This is a genomic window from Streptomyces sp. NPDC002537, from assembly GCF_053594975.1.
Window position 1 is genome coordinate 39,890 of sequence record NZ_JBSFWT010000034.1, and the last position, 18,207, is coordinate 58,096.

The following is an 18,207-nucleotide window of genomic DNA, read 5'->3' on the forward strand; positions in this document are numbered from 1 at the left end:
CCGCACCCCCGGCCGGGGGACCACGGCTACGTCGAGATCGTCGCCAGACGGTCCACCAAGGACGCCAGCAGGACGAGCAGCAACGGCAGCGCGAACCAGTAGGAGCTCTGGAGCCAGCGGAGTTGACGGACACCGGGCCGGGCCACCACCCGCAGCACCTCGCGACCGGCCAGCAGCAGCAACAGCGCCACGGCCGCCAGCGCCCCGATCACCGACACCGGCGTCCACGTCACCCGCGGCCCCGCCGGGCCCGGCCGCGGCTCGGGAGCCGTGCCCGACGGCGGGTCCTTCAGCTCGTACAGCACCGCGTCCTCGTTGGACAGCACCCGCCGTAGCTCCGGCCTGCCGTCCAGGGCGCGCCGCACCCGGTCGTCCCAGTCGGGGGCGTAGCCCGAGTCGAGCTGGAGATAGACCGACTGGCCACGGTTGACCATGAGGTACGCCCGGGGCCCGGCCTTGTGGAGCGCGGCCACCAGGTCGCCCACCCGGGCCGGGTCGCGGGGCGCGAGCGTCGGCTCGTACAGCACCCGTTCCATGTCGCGGCCGCCCCAGGGCATCGCGGGGGTGACGTTCTTGACGGTGTCACCGCTCATCCACAGCAACTGCACGGTCGGCTTGTCGTGCGCGTACACGAAGTCCATGGCGGTGACCTCGCCGGGGCGCACCCGCTCGAAGGACTCGTTGCCCCAGCGGGCCACCAGGAAGCCGAAGACGAGGACCAGCCCGGCCAGCAGCGCGACGGCCGGCCCGAGCACCGCACGCCGCGCCGCCGCGCGCGGCCGCGGGAACAGCGCGAGCGCGGCCAGCACACAGGCCCCCGGCAGCGCGAACAGGAAGACGCGCAGGGCCACTTCACCGCCGTACGACTGCATGCCGAAGGCGAGGAACGGCACCGCGGTGAGCAGCAGCAGCGCCACATCGCCGATCCCCGCCCGGCGCCGCCGCCACCAGCCCAGCGCCGCGAACGCCAGTACCCCGCCCGCCAGCGCCACCCGGACGTACAGCACCAGCTTGTGCGTGGCACTGCCGCCCTCGATGCGGCCCGAGACCGACGAGGACACATTGCCGCCCAGCGACCCCAGCCCGCCGAAGAGCTCGTTGAAGTGCCCCGACCAGTAGGGCTCCGCGAGGAACCCCACCCACACCGCCAGCATCACCCCGCACAGCAGCGGCAGCCCGCGCAGGGTGCAGCGCCGGGTGAGGACCAGCGCGGTCAGTACCCCCAGCATCACGAACGGGGTGAGCTGATGGCTCGCGACCGAGGCCGCGAACAGGGCCGTCACCACCAGGAGCAGGACGCCCTGCGCACCGCGGCCGGCCGGGGCGACCTCCGCCTCGCCCGGCAGCAGCCGCCCGCGCAACTGCCGCGGCCAGCGGAACCACACCAGCAGCACGGCCACGAACAGCAGGTAGAAAAGGTAGTTGAGCGCCTGCGGAGAGAAGTAGTCCTGCCCCACCCAGCCGCACAGGACGAACAGCCAGGCCGCCGTCCACTTGGCCCGCCAGCCCGCCCGTACCGCCCGCAGCAGCAGCGCCAGCGGCGCGAGGCTCAGCAACTGCACGGCCAGCGGCCACCAGCGCAGCACCTCGGTGAGGTCGCCCGCCCCGCAGGCGCGGGCGAAGAAGGCGGCCAGGGCGAAGAAGCCCGGCCAGCTCCAGCGGGCGTCGAGGTCCGGGGCCGCCACCCCCGTCCGGTCGATGAGGTCCAGGAAGCCCAGGTGCTGCCACGCCGTCGCGAAGCGCGGCTGCGCCTCCAGTACGGCGGGCGCGGCGTGCAGGGAGACGACGGTCAGCAGCAGCACCGCCGCCAGCAGCCACCGGCGCTGCCGGTCCAGCCACAGCGCGCCCGCGAACGCCACCACCAGCAGGGCGGCCCCGAGCAGGGTCGCCACCGGCAGCACGGACACCAGCCCGAGCCCGCCCATCCTGTCCAGATCGGCCTCGCCGAGGGAGGCCAACGGCGCCCAGTACAGCGCGAGCCCGCCGAGGAGCAGCAGCCAGACCCCCGCCTCCGGCCGCCACCGGGACGCCTTCGCGGCGGGCGGCGTCGATGAGGGCACCGCGGCGGGTCGCGCCGGCACGGACGCGGTGGTCGCGGGCTCCGCCGCGGACGGCGCCGACGGGTGCGCCCCTGTCGCCACCCCCGCCCCGGGCGGGCTCGCCGCGGACAGCTTCGCCGTCGGCTTCACCAGCGAGGTCTTCGCCGGGGGCGCGTCCACCGGCGGGGGCGTCTGTGCCGAGGACGTCTGGGAGGAAGGCGGCTGCGAGGAGGGCGGCTGCCACGGCGGTGCCTGTGCCGGTGGGGTCTGTGGCGAGGACGCCTGCGACGGCGGCGTCTGCGGCGAGGGTGCCTGCCACGGCGGCGTCTGCGATGGCGGTGTTTGCGACGAGGACGACGGCGACGAGGACGACGGCGAGGAAGGCGTCTGTGACGAAGGCAGCCGCGCCAAGGACGTCTGCGACGGGGACGTCTGCGGCAAGGACGTCTGCGGCGCGGACGACGGCGACGCGGGCGTCTGCGGCGAAGGCAGTTGCGACGAAGGCAGCTGTGACGGGGGTGTCCGTCCCGGATCCGGCTGCGGCGCGGGCCGCCTCGGTGCGGAGGACGCGGAGGACATCGCGATCGCCTCCGGCGTGTGCCGGAGGTCGGGACGCCGCTCCAGATGGTCGAAGTCCAGCCGGACGCCCAGCGGCATGGTGTCCGCGTCCAGGGCTGCCCGCAGCGCCCAGCGGGTGCCGTACTGCCCGCCCTCCGCGGCCGTCCGCTGCCCTAACGCACGCCCGAAGCCCCGCCGGACCGGGCGCCGCCCGTCCCCCTGGGCGTCCCGCCGGTCACCGCGCACCGCGAGGTCCGCGAGGTCGCCGTCGGGCGCCACCTCCGGCGCGTAGGCCACCGGGGCCCCGCGGGACGGCGCGGGGTCGGCCTTGAGGATCCTGCGCAGCCGCACCGCCGAGACGGACACGATGACCGCGAGGCTGGAGATCTCCGCGACCCCCGCGCCCGTGAGCCCCATCCGGGGCAGGAGCAGCAGCGTCAGCCCCAGCACGAGCACGCACAACAGGCCCTGGAGATAGGCGAGTCCGGCCGTGCGGCTCTGTGCCCGCAGCACCGCGAAGTAGGTCTCCATCACCACCCGCAGCGCCGCCCCCACCGCGAACCACCGCAGCAGCGGCGTCGCCGCCTCCGCGTACCCCGGTCCGAAGACCCGCAGGATGTACGGGGCAAGGGCGAAGAGCAGCACACAGACCGGCACCATGATCTTCGCCATCCGGCGCAACGCCGCCCGGCAGTTCTCCGCGAGCCGCGCGGGGTCGTGCGAGCCCTCGACCGTCAGGGACGCGCCCATGTTGATGGCGAGCAGGTTGGTGGTGCCGCCGATCGTGGTGGTGATGTAGAAGTACGCGTAGTCGGAGGAGCTGACCTGCGAGGCGATGATCACCGGCACCAGATAGACCACGGCCAGCGAGAACAGCGACCCGGTGTAGTCACCGGCGAGGAAGCGCCCTATCTCGCGGTACGACACCGGCCGCGCCGTCGTCTCCGTCGCCGTCACATGGCGGGGCACCAGCCGCCGGAAGACCAGCCAGCCCAGCGGCAGCACCGAGACGGCGATCGACACCACCCAGGACACGAACACCCCGGACGTCGGCAGCGCCGCCGCGACCGCCACCAGCAGCGTCAGCTTGACCGCCGAGAAGACCGTGTTGCCCACCGGCACCCAGAGCGCGCTCCGCAGCCCGGTCAGCACCCCGTCCTGCAGGGTGAGCACCGACCAGGCCATCACGGCGACGACGAAGCCGAAGCCGTGCAGGGGCCCGCGCAGGAAGCGGTACGACGGGCCCCACAGGTCGAGCGTGGCCAGGAAGACCAGCGCCGCCAGCGCGACGATCAGCGAACTCCCCGCGTACGTGCGGAAGACGAACCGTCCCGTCCGCCGCCCCGCGATGGGGATGAAACGGGCCAGTGCCCCCGTCAGCGTCACCGCGGTGAGACCCGCGAGGAGCTTCATGGAGGCGATGGCCGCCGAGCCCTGGCCGACCGCTTCATCGGAGTAGTACCGGGCGGCGATCAGCCAGTACCCCACCCCGAGGACGGCGCTGATACCCGTGTTGAGCATCAGCGCGAAGGCGTTGCGGAACAGCGGGCTGCCGCCGCCCCTCCCCGGAAGCCGCAACCTGCGGCCGGCCGGCGCCTCCGTCTCCCGTTCCTCGGCGCGGGTGGACGTGTCAGACACGGGCTTCGCTTGCCTTCCTGATCACTTGTCGGGTTCTGCGGTATAAGGCATACCCCTTGGTCAGGGTGCGATCCCTGACGAACAGTCGACCGAGTCCCCGGCCCTCCACCAGCCGCTCGAACTCGCCGAGCCCGGTCGACCGGCGCACCGTCACCCGCTCCAGGGCGTACGGACCCTGCGGCCGCGCGGCGAAGTCGTTCCCCACGGCCAGCGACACGCTGAAGCCGGCCGCCCGGACCGTACGCCGCACCCGGCGGTCGGAATAACCGTAGGGATAGGCGAAGGACACCGGCGCGCTCCCCAACTCACCCGCAAGGATCTCCCGGCACCGCTGAACCTCGAACCACAGCTGCCTGTCGGTGAGTTGATCGAGCTGCGGATGGGTGTGACTGTGCCCGCCGATCTCCACGCCCGCCCCGGCCAGCTCCCGCACCTGTCCCCAGTCCAGCATCAGGTCCAGCGCGCCGCCCGTCTCGTGCCGCCCGCGCAGCCACCCGGTGGACACGAACAGCGTTGCGGGGAAGCCGTGTTCGGCGAGCGTCGGAAGGGCATGCCGGTGCACGCCCTCGTAGCCGTCGTCGAACGTGATCAGCACCGGCTTCGGCGGCAGCGCGGAGCTCGTGCGCCACGCCGCCGCGAGCCGCTCGGCGGTCATCGGCGTGAACCCGCGCTCGGCCAGCAGCCGCATCTGTCCCGCGAAGGAGGCGGGGGAGACGGACAGCCCGTACGTCGCGCGCGCGGGTGACTCGGCGACGGCGTGGTACATCAGTATGGGCACCCGGTCCCGGTCCGTGTTCACGACCTCGCCTCCTCGGCGGGAGGGCCCGCCGCCGGGCCGTTCGGACCGTGACCACCGGGCGGTTCGCCCGGCCCCCGGCCGCCGGGGGAGACCGGCACCTCCGCCACCGCGAACCGGACCCCGCCGCGCCGCGCCCGGACGCTGCCGAGGGCGTAGCCCCCCACCGTCGCCGCGAGCCCCGCCACGATCGCCCCGGCCCGCCCCGCGCCGCCCGGCCTGCCCAGCAGGGCGTCCCGCAGACCGCGCGCGACCCCCGCGGGCAGCACGCGCGTCGTGTAGCGGCGCTCCGAGGCCAGCCCCGACCGCGCCCCCACGCTCCGCGTCACCAGGGCCTTGGACAGCCCCTCGGCATACGCCCGCGTGCGGAAGTAGCGGAACCGCTCGCGGGCGGCGGGCACCCGGTGGTGGATCACCGACCGGTCGTCGATCAGCAGTACCGCCTCCGGCATCGCCCGGGTCAGCCGGATGCACAGCTCCGTCTCCTCGCCGCCCAGCGGCAGCCGGTTGCCGTCCCGCCCGATGCCGCTGGCGAAACCGCCGGCCAGCGCGAACGCCGACCGGCGGAAGGAGGCGTTGCCCCCGAGGATGTTGCGGACCCGGACCCGGCCGGGCGGCAGCCCCCGGTACGTACAGCCGACGACCCAGTCGAACTCCTCGGGGAACCACGCGGGCCTGCGCCGGGACGCCCACACGGGCTGCGTACGGCCGCCGACCGCCATCACCCGGGGATCCGTGTAGGCCAGGGCGAAGTGGCGCAGCCACTCCCGCTCGGCGACCGCGTCGTCGTCCAGGAACGCGATCACCTCGCCGGAGGAGGCGGCGATGCCGGTGTTGCGGCCCGCCGACAGGCCGCGGGGGCCCGCGTTGGGCAGCACCCGCACCCCGGCCGACGCGCCCGCGCCGTCGTCGCCGTACCGCTTGGCGAGACGGCGCAGCAGCACGGGATTGTGGTCCACCACGACCAGGGTCTCCAGGGCGGGCCACGACTGGTCGCACACCGAGGCCACCGCGGCGAGGATGTCGTCCCAGCGCTCCTCGGTGTAGACGCAGATGACCACCGAGACCCCGGGCACCGGGCCCGGGGCGGTGGAGGGCGAAGTGCTCAAGAGACTTCCTTGCGGTTGGCGGCCGGGGCGATGGCGAGGCGGTGCGGGCGACGGCGGCGGGCGCCGCGCTCCCGGAGGATGACCTTCAGGACCCGCAGCCCGTCCCGCACGGCCCGCAGATTGCTGGTGCCGTGGATCCGCACGAACTCATGGCTGGGGATCTCCTGGACCCGCAGCCCGGCCTTGACGACTCTGATGTTCATCAGGGTCTCGACCTCGAACCCGGCGCAGTCCAGGGCGATTTCGTCCAGGCAGTGCTTCCAGAAGGCGTTGTAGCCGTAGCACAGATCGGTGTAGCGGGCGCCGAACTTGTGGTTGACGAGCGAGCACAGGACCCGGTTGCCCAGCTTGCGGATCGGCGTCATGTCGTCCGTGCCGCCGCCGTTGGCGAACCGGGAACCCTTGGCGAAGTCCGCGCCGCCGACGAGCGCGGACACATAGCTGACGATCTCGTTGCCGTCCGCGGAGCCGTCCGCGTCGACCATCACGATGATCTCGCCCGTGCAGGCGGCGAACCCCGTGATCAGCGCGTCGCCCTTGCCCTTGCCGCGCTGTTCGACGACCTTGACGTCGGGCCACAGCGTCCGGGCGACCCCGATCGTGTCGTCGGTCGAATTGCCGTCCACGAGGACGACTTCATGGATCCACTCCGGCAGCGTCTTGAACACGTACGGAAGGTTCTCCGCCTCGTTCATGGCCGGGATGACGACGCTCACCGGCGGAGCTATGGCGAAGTGCGAGGTGACCGGGCGGTAATGACTCGCCGGCGCCGGTTCCTGATCTGTCGCAGGGCGAAGGAAAGAACTCATCAGTCGGATTTCCCTCTCGTCCGGTGGGCCGCCCCCCGGCGGCCCGCTGACTTGTCCGGTGCGAAAAGGGGGTACTCGCCCCGCCCGATGCGACGTCAAATGCCTTACGGGAAAGGTGAGTTGACAATGAATACCGGTCGCGCGGCCCGTGGCCGACCGACCGTGACTGCCGAAACGCGGCACCCCCCACCGCGCCCCGCACGGAACCACCGCGGCGCTTGAGCCCTCCCCTTGAACCGCTGTAACCGATGGGCCGATGCGGGTGGATGTACGACGGTATTGATGCTTGAGACTGTATGGCAAGAGCTGGGGCGGTGACTCCTCCTTTGGGTGTTTTTTGCGCCCGGTTCACACGTCCGGTTGACGCTGTGCGCCGTCGACGGCGCACTCGTGGGCGCGTACCCGGATCAGCCGCCCGCCCGAAACCGCCCCATCCGCTTGAGCAGTCGGTCCGCACGCTCGAAGAGCTCCGGCCGGGCCAGCACCGTCTTGCGCAGCGCCCGTACCGGCGCCCGCCGCGCCCGGTGGCCCAGAGCCACGGGGTGATGACGCGTCACCCACCCTTCGGAGACGCCGAGTTCGCGCGTCTTCAGGGAGTTCTTGTACGCCTTGTCACCGCGCCCCAGATCCAGATAGGCCATGCCCGCGGCGGCCGCCCCCTCCGCCATCCGCAGATGCAGCACCAGGCCCGGCGAGTACTTCGCGAACGCCGGGTCGTACGCCGGGAACCAGCACGAGAGCACCGGTCCGGAGCACAGTCCGAAGTGCGCCGCGAGCGGGCGGCCGCCGGCGTAGAGCACCGAAAGCAGCCCGGCGAAGGACTCGCCGCGGGTGTGGAAGAGCTGGTCCACGAGATGGGCGATCCAGGGCCGCGCGAAGCGGTCGCTGCGCCCCGTTCTTCGGTACTGCGCGGACTTCCAGGAGACCAGCGTGCGCAGCACGGCCGGATCGCGCTCGTCGTGCACGTAGCGCACCTCGCCGACGTCCCTGCCCAGGCGGCGTTCCTTGGCGAGGGTGGTGCGGGTGAACTTCGGCGACTGCTTGCGCAGTGCCGCCAGATAGGAGTCGAAGCCCTGCTCCACGTCGACCACGGGCGAGCCGTACGAGCCGGAGGCGCCCACCTCGAAGGGTTTCTGACCCTCCACCAGGTGGTCGAACTCCCACACCGAGAGCCCGCAGGCGAGCAGCAACTCCCGTGCGTCCCACTGGAATCCGGGCCGGTGGATCAGCCCCTGGGCGTCCGAGACGCCGAGGCCGATGGCCCGGCCCACCCCCAGCGGCGACCGCTGGTACGGGAAGAAGGCCACGGGCTCGCCCTCCTCCCGGATCACCGCGATCCGGACCCCGTGCCGGCAGCGGCCGACGGCGAGGGCGAACTCCGGTGAGAGGAACGGATTCGCGAGCTGCGGCGAGCCGTCCTCGAAGGCCCGCACCTGGAGGGCGGACCAGGCCGCCCGGTCGGCTGCGGTGAGCTCGCCGGGCCGGTACACGCTGATGTCCACGTCAGGAAGCCCGACTTTTCGCCGCGCGGCCCCGGCGGCGCCGCGCGTGTGCCAGCAGGAACAGGAGGAGGCTGACGGCCGCGACGGCGGCGACGCCACCCCGCACTGTCCAGGTGTGCAGCGCGAGCATGGTCTGCGCGACCAGCAGGTCGATCGCGACGGCACCGCCCGCCGCCACCACGGACCGGCTGAGCGGGTCGAGGTCGCGCAGCGCGGCCCCGACGGCACATGCGGGCGCGACTATCAGGAAGAACAGCGTGAAGGGCGCGCGCAGCGGCGAGCCGATGTCGGCGAGCGCGAGCGCGGCGCCCACCCCCGCGATGGCCGTGGCGGCCCCCGCGATCATGGGGAGGGAGTCCCCGGCCGCCCCGGAGGGATCGGCCTGCCGGGCGGGCCCGGCGGGCTCAGGAGGTTCGGAAAGCTCAGACAGATCGGTCAGCTCGCTCACGCCCGTTGGACCAGTTGGATCAGTGAGACCGGTGGGATCAGTGAAGCTCTGCATTGGCGACTTAGCCCCCCGAAGCGCCGGATGCCAAGTTTCAATGTCGCGCAATCGGCGGAGGCACGTCAAGATGTGAAGGCCGTGCAAACAGACTCCGGTTACGCCATAGGGGAGCGAACCGGAGCCTTTCCGTCAGGCGGCATCTCAACGGAATCTGTCGATCCGTCAGAAGATCTCCACCGAGCACTCGTCAAACGTTCACCCATCCACTGTTTTTGGCATGGACACTTCCAACACGCACGGGTGACTGCTACCACGAGGTAGAAGCGCCCCTGGTAAAGGAGGGTCCATGAAGCTTTCCAGAGTGGTGGGTTCCGTTTCCGCGGCGGTGCTCACCGCCACGCTCGCGCTGCTCGGCGCCGGCCCCGCCCAGGCCGCCGGGAAGACCGCGCCGACCGGCTATGTGGCCCTCGGCGACTCCTATTCGGCGGGAGTCGGGGCGGGGAGCTACGACTCCGGCAGCGGCGACTGCAAGCGCAGCACCAGGGCGTATCCCGCCCTGTGGGCCGCCGCGCACACCCCCGGGAGCTTCGCCTTCACCGCCTGCTCGGGCGCTCGTACGGGTGATGTCCTCAGCAGCCAGCTCGCGCCGCTGAACTCCGCCACCGGGCTCGTGAGCATCACCATCGGCGGCAACGACGCCGGGTTCTCGGACACCATGAGCACCTGCGTCTTCAGCGACGACAGCGGCTGCCTGGACCGGATCGCCCAGGCCCGCTCCTACATCCACGACACGCTGCCCGGCCAACTGGACCAGGTCTACTCGGCGATCAGCGCCAAGGCCCCCGCCGCGCGGGTCGTCGTGCTCGGCTACCCACGCTTCTACCAACTCGGCGGCAGCTGTATCACCGGGCTCAGCGAGACCAAGAGATCCGCCATCAACGACGCGGCCGACGACATCGACTCGGTCATCGCCAAGCGCGCCGCCGACCACGGCTTCGCCTACGCCGACGTCAACACCACCTTCGGCGGCCACGAGATCTGCTCCGGCGACCCGTGGCTGCACAGCGTCACCTTCCCCGTCGACGAGTCGTACCACCCGACCGCCGCGGGCCAGTCCGGCGGCTATCTGCCGGTCTTCTCGTCAGCCACCTGATCCACCGGATCCACTTGATCCACCTGGTCCTCGGCCGTACGCACCGCCGTACGCGCCACCGTAGGTGCCGCCGCCGTGGGTCGCTCCCTCCGAGGGCGACCGGCCCGGCGTCGCCGACGGGCCCGAGGAGGCGGGCGGCGAGGACGTGCCGCCCGTCGGGTACCCGCCACAGCGCACCGTGAACGAGACATGGGAGGAGGTCAGCCGCTGCGGGCTCTTCACCTCGACCGCGATCCAGTCGTCGCCCGCGTCGGACGGGGCGCGGTCCGACTCCACATGACCGACCGTCTGCGTCCGCGCCGAGGTGAAGTGCAGGGTCCGCCAGCCGCCGTCCGTGACCTTGCCGCTGCCCGTCACCCAGCGGTAGACGACGTCCACCGGGGTGCGCCCCACGGCGACGGCCGCCCGGAACGACGGCGCGGCCGCCGCCGGGGGCGGGCAGGTGCCGGTGTACTGGTCGCGCTGGGCGACGACCGCCACCCGGATCCCGTAGTCGGCGGAGGTGCCGGGCGAGGCGCCGGGGCTCCCGGCGGCGGCGGCGGTCGGCGGCGCGCCGGCGTCCTTGCCGCCCGGCGAGGAGGCGCCGCCGCCCGCCGCCGTCCCGCCGGAGTCCCCGCCACCGCGGGTGAGCGCCCACACCAGGCCGCCCACCAGCAGCGCGGCGACCAGTACAGCGGCCACGAGCACGACGGCGGTCCGCCGGCCGTTCCCCCCGGGCCCGGGCTCCGGCCCGGGTGCCGGGCCGCCGGGCGGGAGACCGCCGGATCCGGGACCGCCGGGCGCGGGGCCGAAGCCCGGCGGGGGCGTGCCGGGGGCGGCCGCCGCCCGCGGGTCCGCGGCGGCGGGGTGCACGGGAACCGTCGGCGCGCGGTCGGCGGACGGCGTCCCGCCCGCCGCGACCGCGCGCAGCATCCGCTCCGCCTCCGCCGCGCCGAGCCGCCGCGCCGGGTCCTTCCGCAGCAGTCCTTCCAGTACGGGGGCGAGCGCGCCCGCGGCGCGCGGCGGCGGGAGCTCCTGGTCCACCACGGCCCGGATCGTGCCGAGCGGGGTGTCCTGGCGGAACGGGGAGAAGCCCTCCACCGCCGCGTAGAGCATGACCCCGAGCGACCACAGGTCCGACTCGGGTCCGGGCGGCCGTCCGACCGCCCGCTCCGGGGCCAGGTATTCGGGCGAGCCCACCAGCTCGCCGGTCCGCGTCAGCGCCGAACTGCCCGCGACCGTGGCTATCCCGAAGTCGGTGAGCACCACCCGGCCGTCATCGGCCAGCAGGACGTTGCCCGGTTTGACATCGCGGTGCAGCACCCCCACCCGGTGCGCGGCCCGGAGTGCGGCGGTCGTCTCCGCGCCGATGTGTGCGGCGCGCGCGGGCGCGACCGCGCCCTGTGCTTCCAATACTTCGGCGAAGGAGAGGCCCCGGATCAGCTCCATGACGATCCACGGGTGGCCGTCCTCCGTGGCCACGTCGTGGACGCCGATGACATTGGGGTGCGACACGCGGGCCGCGGCCCGGCCCTCGTGCTCCAGCCGGGCGTAGAGCTGCCGCACCTCGTGGTCGAGCAGCCCGGCGGGCGCCCGCACCTCCTTCACCGCCACCTCGCGGTCCAGCACCTCGTCCCTGGCCCGCCACACCACGCCCATACCGCCCTGGCCCAGCCGGTCCAGCAGCCGGTACCGGCCCGCCACCACCCGCTCGCCCCGGCCGTCCTGCCCGGTCCCGGAATTCCCGCTCATCGACGGGCCCCCTCCCGCAAGAGAGCAATTCGGGGTGAATGTACCGCAACGGAGCGTGATTGCCCCCCGTTCCGCCCTGTTCGGCGTCCGCCAACTCGCAGCCGGTGACGGCAGGTTCACGCCAGGTTCGTCAACGCCCTTGACTCGGTGGTGAATACGGCCTGCCGATGCGCGGGTGACGGAAAGGGGCGGTAGGGTTACTCTGCCTGGGCCGGGTGCCTCGTACGGGTGGGGAGTCTTCGATGGATCAGATAGCAATGCGCGGCAGGGCACGAGTGCCTGCCATCAGCTGTAACAGTGGCGCGACCAGTGCGCGCCTCGACCGCCATCTCGCGGTGCTGGGCGGACCCGCCCTGCCCCAGGGGGAGGTCGAGGGCGCGACCCTGCTGATGCGTGAGCTGACGGCGCGTGACCGCGTGACCGTCAAGCAGAGCAGGACGGCCAAGGTCTCGCTGCTGGCCCCGCTCAAGCGGCTGCGCCGCTCCCTCTTCGGCAACCACGACTGACGCGGACCCCGGCCCGGATCGCGTCGCCCGTACCCTGAGCGGGGTTTCTTTCCCCAGCCCCGCCCCTTCCCGCAGTGCATCACGTACGCCGCGTGGGGGCTCGCCCCCACGCGGCGGAGTCGTGTCACCGGCGTGTTCGGGCGGGGCTGAGGCGTCTTACGCGGCGCGCCCGTAGCGCCGCACCGGCAGCGGCACGAAGACCGCCGGCAGTACCGCCGACCATCCCGGCGCCGCCGGACGCGGTGCCCTTGGCCGTCGGGCTCACAGCAGTGCGAACCGACCCTCCGGCCGCTCCTCCTGATGGTCCAGCACGGAGGCCGGGCGCCGAGCGTCCAGCTCCGCCGGCAGGGGCGGCACCGTGACCGGTTCCAGCGGCTCGGACGTCCACCGCGGCGGTCGGCCGACGGGCCGCAGGGCCTCCAGTGGTTCCGTGCGCACCGCGAACCAGCTCGCCGGCAGCCGCTCGTCGGCGCCGGTGCGATCCGGTCGTCCTCCCCAGTAGCAGCGCCTCCTCGGCCGGGCCGTACGCCGGGCTCCCGGGCGGACCGTATGTATGGCCGGGGGCGTTCGCCCGGTGTGAGGGCGCACCGCGCGCCCCGGGTGTGCGGCCGCAGCGCGCGGCGGCCGAGCGCGACCCCTTTCTCCCACACGTCCTGACGGAAGAGCATGGTGCGGTCCTCCGCCGTGGCCCCGGCGAGCGCGGCCCGACGTGCCCGCGGCGACGTGGTGCCGGGCGCCGTCACCCAGGCCCGGCCCGTCCGCAGCGGGGGCACGGACCAGGGCAGGAGGCCGGCCGGCAGGGGTGCGTCGGTGGTCACGGGACCGTCCTCCCCGATCCGTCGGTCGCTCCGCTCCCGCCCGCTCGCCCGGCCGGGACTGGCGCAAATTCCCACCTGTCCCACATCCGTCCGTGACTTCGGGGTAGCAGAAGCGGAATCGTGACGTCGAGCGCCCGGGGGATCCGGAGGGATCCGAATCGCCGCGCGATACGTCCCTTCCATGTCGATCCGAGTCCGCGCTGTCGGAGGTGGGATGCAGTGGCAGGTTTCAGAGCACTCGCACGAGAGGTGCGCAATCCACGGAATACCATCGCCTTGCGACGGACATCCCTGCGCAAATGCCTCGAACGCTTTGCCCCGTACGGGCACCGGGCGACCTGGCACCACCTGTGCGGGCTGGCCGGGCTCGCCCCGGACGACCGTGCGCCCGACCCGGCCCGGCTGATCGCCGCACTGACCGAACTGGAGGAGGCCCGCGCGGTCTGGCTGGCCTACGAGGCGTCGTTCGCCGACCGCCGCAAGCGCGAGAAGCACGACGGAATCCGCCAGCCGAGCACGGTCGACGACTGGCACCGCAACACCTGGGGCGGCTGTGACGTCGTGCCCTGTGTGAGCCCCACGGCGTACCCGGCACCGCGCCTCGCCGATGTCCTGCGCCGGGTGATCGCCGCGATGGAGGCGGGCCCCGGGGACGCCTGCCCGGTCTGCTGCCAGGAGCGGCTCGAATGGCGTTCCGACCTGGCGCGCTACCCCTCCGAGGGGCCCGTCTGCACGGACTGCGGCATCGTCGTGCCGGTGCCCGTGCTCACTGCCGCGGCGCTGGCCGCCGCGCGCCGCCGCGCGTTCGAGGAACGGTACGCGGCCGTCTGACCGTTGGAGCAGGGGGTGGTGACCGACGGCCGTCCGCGGTGCGAGGATGCGGCGCACACGGCTCTTCCGGACGACGAGAAGGCGGACGGCATGGCACAGCTGCACGATCTGACCGCACTGGAGCAGGGCGAGGCCGTACGGGCGGGGCGGGTGTCGCCCGTCGAGCTGACCGAGCATTATCTGGAGCGCATCGACCGGCTGGACGCCTCGGTGGGCGCGTTCATCACCGTCACCCCCGAGGTCGCCCGCAAACAGGCGGCCGACGCCGAGAGCGAAGCGGCGGCCGCGCGCCGGGAGGGCCGCGTGCTGCCCCCGCTGCACGGCGTGCCGGTGCCGGTGAAGGACCTCAACTTCGTGGCGGGCGTGCGCTGCACGATGGGGTCGGCCGCGCTGACGGACCATATACCGGCCGTGGACGACCACGTGGTCACCCGGCTGTGCAGGGCGGGCACGATCCTGCTGGGCAAGACCAACACCCCCGAGTTCGGGCTGCCTCCGCACACGGAGAACGACATCGCGCCGCCCGCCCGCACCCCGTGGGACCTCGCGCGGTCGGCGGGCGGTTCGAGCGGCGGGGCGGCCGCCGCGGTGGCCGCCGGGCTCGCGCCGCTCGCGCACGCCAGCGACGGCGGCGGCTCCATCCGCATCCCGGCCTCGGTGTGCGGGCTCTTCGGGATCAAGCCCAGCCGGGGCAGAGTGAGCTCCGGTCCCGTCCTGCACGACGTCACCGGGCTCATCACCGCGGGGCCGCTGGCCCGTACGGTCGCCGACGCGGCGGCCCTTCTCGACCTGTTCGCGGGCCCGGAGTCCGGCGACCCGTACACCGCGCCCCCGCTGCCGCCGGGCGAGACCTTCGCGGACCACGCGCGCCGCGCGCCGCGGCCGCTCCGGGTGGTCCGGCTCACGGGCACCCCGGTGCCGGGGGTGGAGGTGCACCCCGAGTGCGAGGCGGCGGCCGACGCGGCGGCGGCGCTGCTGCGGGAGCTCGGTCACGAGGTGGAGGAGCTGGCGCTGCCCGCCGACCCCGCCCTCGGCGAGGCGTTCGTCGCCCTGTGGAAGGTGGTCGCGACGCTCGCCCCGGTGCCGGAGGGCCGCGAGGAGCTGCTGCGGCCGCTCACCCGCCATCTGCGCGGGCAGGGCGAGCGGGTGGGCGGGCCGGAGTTCGCCCGCGCGCTGTACGGCCTGCGGAAGGTGACGCAGCTGGTCGCCGACGGGCTCCAGCCGCCCGGCACCGGCTACGACGTGCTCCTCACCCCGACCCTCGCCCAGCCGCCGCTGCCGGTGGGGGCGCTGCGCAACGACGCCGACCCGGCGGCGGAGTTCGCGGGCGTGGTCCCCTTCACGCCGTTCACCCCGCTGTACAACGCGACGGGGCAGCCCGCGGTGAGCGTGCCGCTGCACTGGACCGCGGCGGGGCTGCCGATCGGCGTCCAGCTCGCCGGGCGGTACGGGGACGAGGCGACGCTGATCTCCCTGTCGGCGCAGCTGGAATCGGCCAGGCCGTGGGCCGGCCGCCGGCCGTCGGTGTGGTGAGGGCGGGCTGAGCGGGCTTGGCGAAGTCCGGTGCGATTCGGCAGCGCCCCGAAGGGGCGCGGGGAAGCGTCGATCTGCGGCTCTGCCGCGTAGGCGCGACCAGCCACGACGCACCCGCAGACGACGTACCGGACTTCCGGCGAAGCGCTCAGCCGTCCGACGCGCGGCGCTCGCCCAGGAGACGGGAGCCGGTGATGACCTTTCCTATGGCGTCGTCCGGGTTGGACAGGACGCAGCTCTTCAGGGAGAGGCACCCGCACCCGATGCAGTCGTCCAAGTGGTCCCGCAGCCGCGCGAGCTGCTCGATCCGCTGGTCGAGCTCCGCTCGCCACAGCTCCGAAAGCCGCGCCCAGTCCTCCCGGTTGGGCGTCCGCCCGTCGGGCAGCTCGGCGAGCGCCTCCCGGACGGTGGCCAGCGGGATGCCGACGCGCTGCGCGGCCCGGATGAAGGCGACGCGGCGCAGCGCGTCACGGTCGTAGCGGCGCTGGTTGCCCGAGGTGCGGCGGCTGCCGATCAGGCCCTTGGACTCGTAGAAGTGCAGGGCGGAGACGGCGGCACCGCTGCGCGCGGACAGCTGTCCGACGGTGAGCTCTTGGACGTTCTGGCAAATCTGCGGCACGGGCCCGACCTTACGGCACCGCCGGGCGTACCATCCTGAGCAAGCGCTTAGAAGCCTTGGGAGGCAGCGGTATGAGCGGTACGGCGGAGCCCCGGATCTTCTCCTCGCTCGACGAACTGCGGTCGGCGGTCGGCGAGGAGCTCGGACCGAGCGACTGGCTGGAAGTGGACCAGAAGCGGATCGACCTCTTCGCGGAGGCCACCGGGGACCACCAGTGGATCCACGTGGACCCGGAGCGCGCGGCGGCGGGCCCGTTCGGGACGACCATCGCGCACGGCTACCTCACCCTGTCGCTGCTGCCGTCCCTGGTGCCGATGCTGATGCGGGTGGACGGTGTGACGATGGGCATCAACTACGGCCTGAACAAGGTCCGTTTCCCCGCCCCCGTCCCGGTCGGCTCCCGGCTGCGGGCGCGGGCGACCGTCACCGGGGTGGCGGAGGTCGAGGGCGGCGTCCAGCTCACCACCGTGGTGACGGTCGAGCGCGAGGGCGGCGCGAAGCCGGTGTGCGTGGCGGAGTCGGTGAGCCGCTTCAGCTGGTGACAGGTCGGCCGGGGGGCCTCTGGTGACCCGCGACCCCCGGCGTTAGGTTGGGGCGGCAGGTAGGGGCGGTGGCGGATCCGGAGGGTCCGTATCCGCGCCGAGGCACCGACACCGCAGGGAGATGGCCCGTGATCGCGCACGACGGCATGTACATCGACGGCAGCTGGCGGCCCGCTGCCGGGACGGGCACGATCGAGGTCCTCAACCCGGCCGACGAGCAGGTCATCGGCAGCGTGCCCGCCGGTTCCGCCGAGGACGTCGACGCCGCGGTGGCCGCGGCCCGTGCCGCGCTGCCCGGCTGGGCGGCCACCCCGCCCGCGCGCCGGGGCGAGTACGTCGCCGCGCTGCGCGACCGGCTCGTCGCCCGGCAGGACGAGTTCGTGGCCACCATCACCGCCGAGCTCGGCGCGCCCGTCGGCTTCGCCCGGCGTGTGCAGACCGGGGTGCCGATCGCCGTCTCCGGCTCGTACGCGGAGCTCGCGGCCACATACCCGTTCGAGGAGCGGATCGGCAACTCCACGGTGTTCCACGAGCCGGTCGGTGTCGTCGGCGCGATCACGCCCTGGAACTATCCGCTGCACCAGATCGTGAACAAGGTGGCGCCCGCGCTGGTGGCCGGGTGCACGGTCGTCCTCAAGCCCGCCGAGGACACCCCGCTCACCGCGCAGCTGTTCGCGGAGTGCGTGGCCGCGGCGGAGGTCCCGGCGGGCGTCTTCAACCTCGTCACCGGCCTGGGCCCGGTCGCCGGCCAGGCGCTCGCCGAGCACCCGGGCGTCGACCTGGTCTCCTTCACCGGTTCGACCGCCGTCGGCAAGCGGATCGGCGCGATCGCGGGCGGCTCGGTCAAGCGCCTGGCCCTCGAACTGGGCGGCAAGTCGGCCAACGTCGTCCTCCCCGGCGCCGACCTGGCGAAGGCCGTCGCCGCCAACGTGGCCGACGTGTGCCGCAACACCGGCCAGTCCTGCAACGCCCTGACCCGGCTGCTCGTGCACGCCGACCAGTACGAGGAGGCGGTCTCCCTCGCGGCCGCCGCGGTCGCCTCGTTCGCGCCCGGCGACCCCACCGACCCCGAGGTCCGCGTCGGCCCGCTCGTCAACGCCAAGCAGCACGCCCGGGTCCGCGGCTACATCGACAAGGGCGTCGAGGAGGGCGCCCGCCTGGTCGTCGGCGGCTCCGCGGCGCCGGAGGGCCGGGAGAAGGGCTACTTCGTCCGCCCGACGGTCTTCGCCGACGTCACCCCGGAGATGACGATCGCCCAGGAGGAGATCTTCGGCCCGGTGATCTCCGTCATCAAGTACCGGGACGAGGACGAGGCCCTGCGCATCGCCAACGGCACGGTCTACGGCCTGGCCGCGGCCGTCTGGGCGGCCGATGAGAGTACGGCCGCCGCGTTCGGACGGCGGCTGGAGGCCGGGCAGGTCGAGATCAACGGCGGCGGCTTCAACATCCTCGCCCCCTTCGGCGGTTACAAGCAGTCGGGCGTCGGCCGCGAACTGGGCCCGCACGGCCTGGCGGAGTACCTCCAGACCAAGTCGCTCCAGTTCTAGCCCGGTTCCGGCCCGGTTCCAGCCGGGACCG

General features: G+C 73.4%; 15 protein-coding genes. 6 read left to right on the forward strand and 9 right to left on the reverse strand.

Annotated elements, in window-relative coordinates; translation table 11 throughout:
- Nucleotides 1-26: 26 nt before the first annotated feature.
- From ACWD4A_RS17485 to ACWD4A_RS17510, 6 genes are all read right to left on the reverse strand, one after another.
- The gene (locus tag ACWD4A_RS17485) at nucleotides 27-4,235 is read right to left on the reverse strand and encodes a lipopolysaccharide biosynthesis protein (protein ID WP_451194717.1); all 4,209 of its coding nucleotides are present in this window, start codon (nucleotides 4,233-4,235) and stop codon (nucleotides 27-29) included.
- Nucleotides 4,228-5,001: a polysaccharide deacetylase family protein gene (locus ACWD4A_RS17490; RefSeq protein ID WP_451194775.1), complete on the reverse strand. Its 774-nt coding sequence runs from the start codon at nucleotides 4,999-5,001 to the stop codon at nucleotides 4,228-4,230. The genes ACWD4A_RS17485 and ACWD4A_RS17490 overlap by 8 nt, the downstream gene beginning before the upstream one ends.
- A gap of 29 nt (nucleotides 5,002-5,030) precedes the next feature.
- Nucleotides 5,031-6,140 (reverse strand): glycosyltransferase family 2 protein, encoded by a 1,110-nt coding sequence (locus ACWD4A_RS17495; RefSeq protein ID WP_451194718.1) that lies wholly within the window; start codon nucleotides 6,138-6,140, stop codon nucleotides 5,031-5,033.
- On the reverse strand, nucleotides 6,137-6,949 hold the full coding sequence (locus tag ACWD4A_RS17500) for a glycosyltransferase family 2 protein (protein WP_451194720.1): 813 nt from the start codon (nucleotides 6,947-6,949) through the stop codon (nucleotides 6,137-6,139). Before ACWD4A_RS17500 ends, ACWD4A_RS17495 begins: the two co-directional genes overlap by 4 nt.
- A gap of 407 nt (nucleotides 6,950-7,356) precedes the next feature.
- Entirely contained in the window at nucleotides 7,357-8,451 is a 1,095-nt protein-coding gene (locus ACWD4A_RS17505; RefSeq protein ID WP_451194722.1) for a GNAT family N-acetyltransferase, read from the reverse strand.
- A gap of 1 nt (nucleotide 8,452) precedes the next feature.
- Complete coding sequence (locus ACWD4A_RS17510) at nucleotides 8,453-8,899, reverse strand: hypothetical protein (protein WP_451194724.1); 447 nt, start codon at nucleotides 8,897-8,899, stop codon at nucleotides 8,453-8,455.
- A 343-nt stretch (nucleotides 8,900-9,242) separates the two neighbouring features.
- Here ACWD4A_RS17510 and ACWD4A_RS17515 point away from each other — a divergent pair, with 343 nt between their 5' ends.
- Entirely contained in the window at nucleotides 9,243-10,049 is an 807-nt protein-coding gene (locus ACWD4A_RS17515) for an SGNH/GDSL hydrolase family protein (protein WP_451194726.1), read from the forward strand.
- On the opposite strand, the gene ACWD4A_RS17520 is transcribed toward ACWD4A_RS17515, so the two are convergent.
- A complete protein-coding gene (locus ACWD4A_RS17520) occupies nucleotides 10,038-11,780 on the reverse strand; it encodes a serine/threonine-protein kinase (protein WP_451194727.1) in 1,743 nt (580 codons plus the stop codon). The two genes, ACWD4A_RS17515 and ACWD4A_RS17520, sit on opposite strands and share 12 nt — an antisense overlap.
- Nucleotides 11,781-12,022: 242 nt before the next feature.
- On the opposite strand from ACWD4A_RS17520, the gene ACWD4A_RS17525 reads away from it, so the two are divergent.
- Entirely contained in the window at nucleotides 12,023-12,286 is a 264-nt protein-coding gene (locus ACWD4A_RS17525; protein ID WP_451194729.1) for a hypothetical protein, read from the forward strand.
- Nucleotides 12,287-12,547: 261 nt separating this feature from the next.
- Here the strand turns inward: ACWD4A_RS17525 and ACWD4A_RS17530 are convergent, their stop codons facing one another.
- Nucleotides 12,548-12,724 carry a hypothetical protein gene (locus tag ACWD4A_RS17530; RefSeq protein ID WP_451194731.1) on the reverse strand — a complete coding sequence of 59 codons (177 nt, stop codon included), beginning with the start codon at nucleotides 12,722-12,724 and terminating at the stop codon, nucleotides 12,548-12,550.
- Nucleotides 12,725-13,323: 599 nt separating this feature from the next.
- Between ACWD4A_RS17530 and ACWD4A_RS17535 the strand changes: the two genes are divergently transcribed.
- Together ACWD4A_RS17535 and ACWD4A_RS17540 are read left to right on the forward strand one after the other, a co-directional pair.
- On the forward strand, nucleotides 13,324-13,935 hold the full coding sequence (locus ACWD4A_RS17535; protein ID WP_451194733.1) for a hypothetical protein: 612 nt from the start codon (nucleotides 13,324-13,326) through the stop codon (nucleotides 13,933-13,935).
- 90 nt (nucleotides 13,936-14,025) lie between these two features.
- Nucleotides 14,026-15,468 (forward strand): amidase, encoded by a 1,443-nt coding sequence (locus ACWD4A_RS17540; RefSeq protein ID WP_451194735.1) that lies wholly within the window; start codon nucleotides 14,026-14,028, stop codon nucleotides 15,466-15,468.
- A 148-nt stretch (nucleotides 15,469-15,616) separates the two neighbouring features.
- On the opposite strand, the gene soxR is transcribed toward ACWD4A_RS17540, so the two are convergent.
- Nucleotides 15,617-16,087: a redox-sensitive transcriptional activator SoxR gene (gene soxR, locus ACWD4A_RS17545; protein ID WP_451194737.1), complete on the reverse strand. Its 471-nt coding sequence runs from the start codon at nucleotides 16,085-16,087 to the stop codon at nucleotides 15,617-15,619.
- 71 nt (nucleotides 16,088-16,158) lie between these two features.
- Between soxR and ACWD4A_RS17550 the strand changes: the two genes are divergently transcribed.
- A complete protein-coding gene (locus tag ACWD4A_RS17550) occupies nucleotides 16,159-16,629 on the forward strand; it encodes a MaoC family dehydratase (protein WP_451194739.1) in 471 nt (156 codons plus the stop codon).
- 128 nt (nucleotides 16,630-16,757) lie between these two features.
- Entirely contained in the window at nucleotides 16,758-18,176 is a 1,419-nt protein-coding gene (locus ACWD4A_RS17555) for an aldehyde dehydrogenase family protein (protein ID WP_451194741.1), read from the forward strand.
- Nucleotides 18,177-18,207 lie beyond the last annotated feature (31 nt).

What these genes read in the sequence shown, in the direction of transcription:
- ACWD4A_RS17520 (WP_451194727.1), bottom strand. Translation starts at nt 11,780, where the DNA reads ATGAGCGGGAATTCCGGGACCGGGCAGGACGGCCGGGGCGAGCGGGTG.
- ACWD4A_RS17540 (WP_451194735.1), top strand. Translation starts at nt 14,026, where the DNA reads ATGGCACAGCTGCACGATCTGACCGCACTGGAGCAGGGCGAGGCCGTA.
- ACWD4A_RS17550 (WP_451194739.1), top strand. Translation starts at nt 16,159, where the DNA reads ATGAGCGGTACGGCGGAGCCCCGGATCTTCTCCTCGCTCGACGAACTG.
- ACWD4A_RS17525 (WP_451194729.1), top strand. Translation starts at nt 12,023, where the DNA reads ATGGATCAGATAGCAATGCGCGGCAGGGCACGAGTGCCTGCCATCAGC.
- ACWD4A_RS17490 (WP_451194775.1), bottom strand. Translation starts at nt 5,001, where the DNA reads ATGTACCACGCCGTCGCCGAGTCACCCGCGCGCGCGACGTACGGGCTG.
- ACWD4A_RS17500 (WP_451194720.1), bottom strand. Translation starts at nt 6,949, where the DNA reads ATGAGTTCTTTCCTTCGCCCTGCGACAGATCAGGAACCGGCGCCGGCG.
- ACWD4A_RS17515 (WP_451194726.1), top strand. Translation starts at nt 9,243, where the DNA reads ATGAAGCTTTCCAGAGTGGTGGGTTCCGTTTCCGCGGCGGTGCTCACC.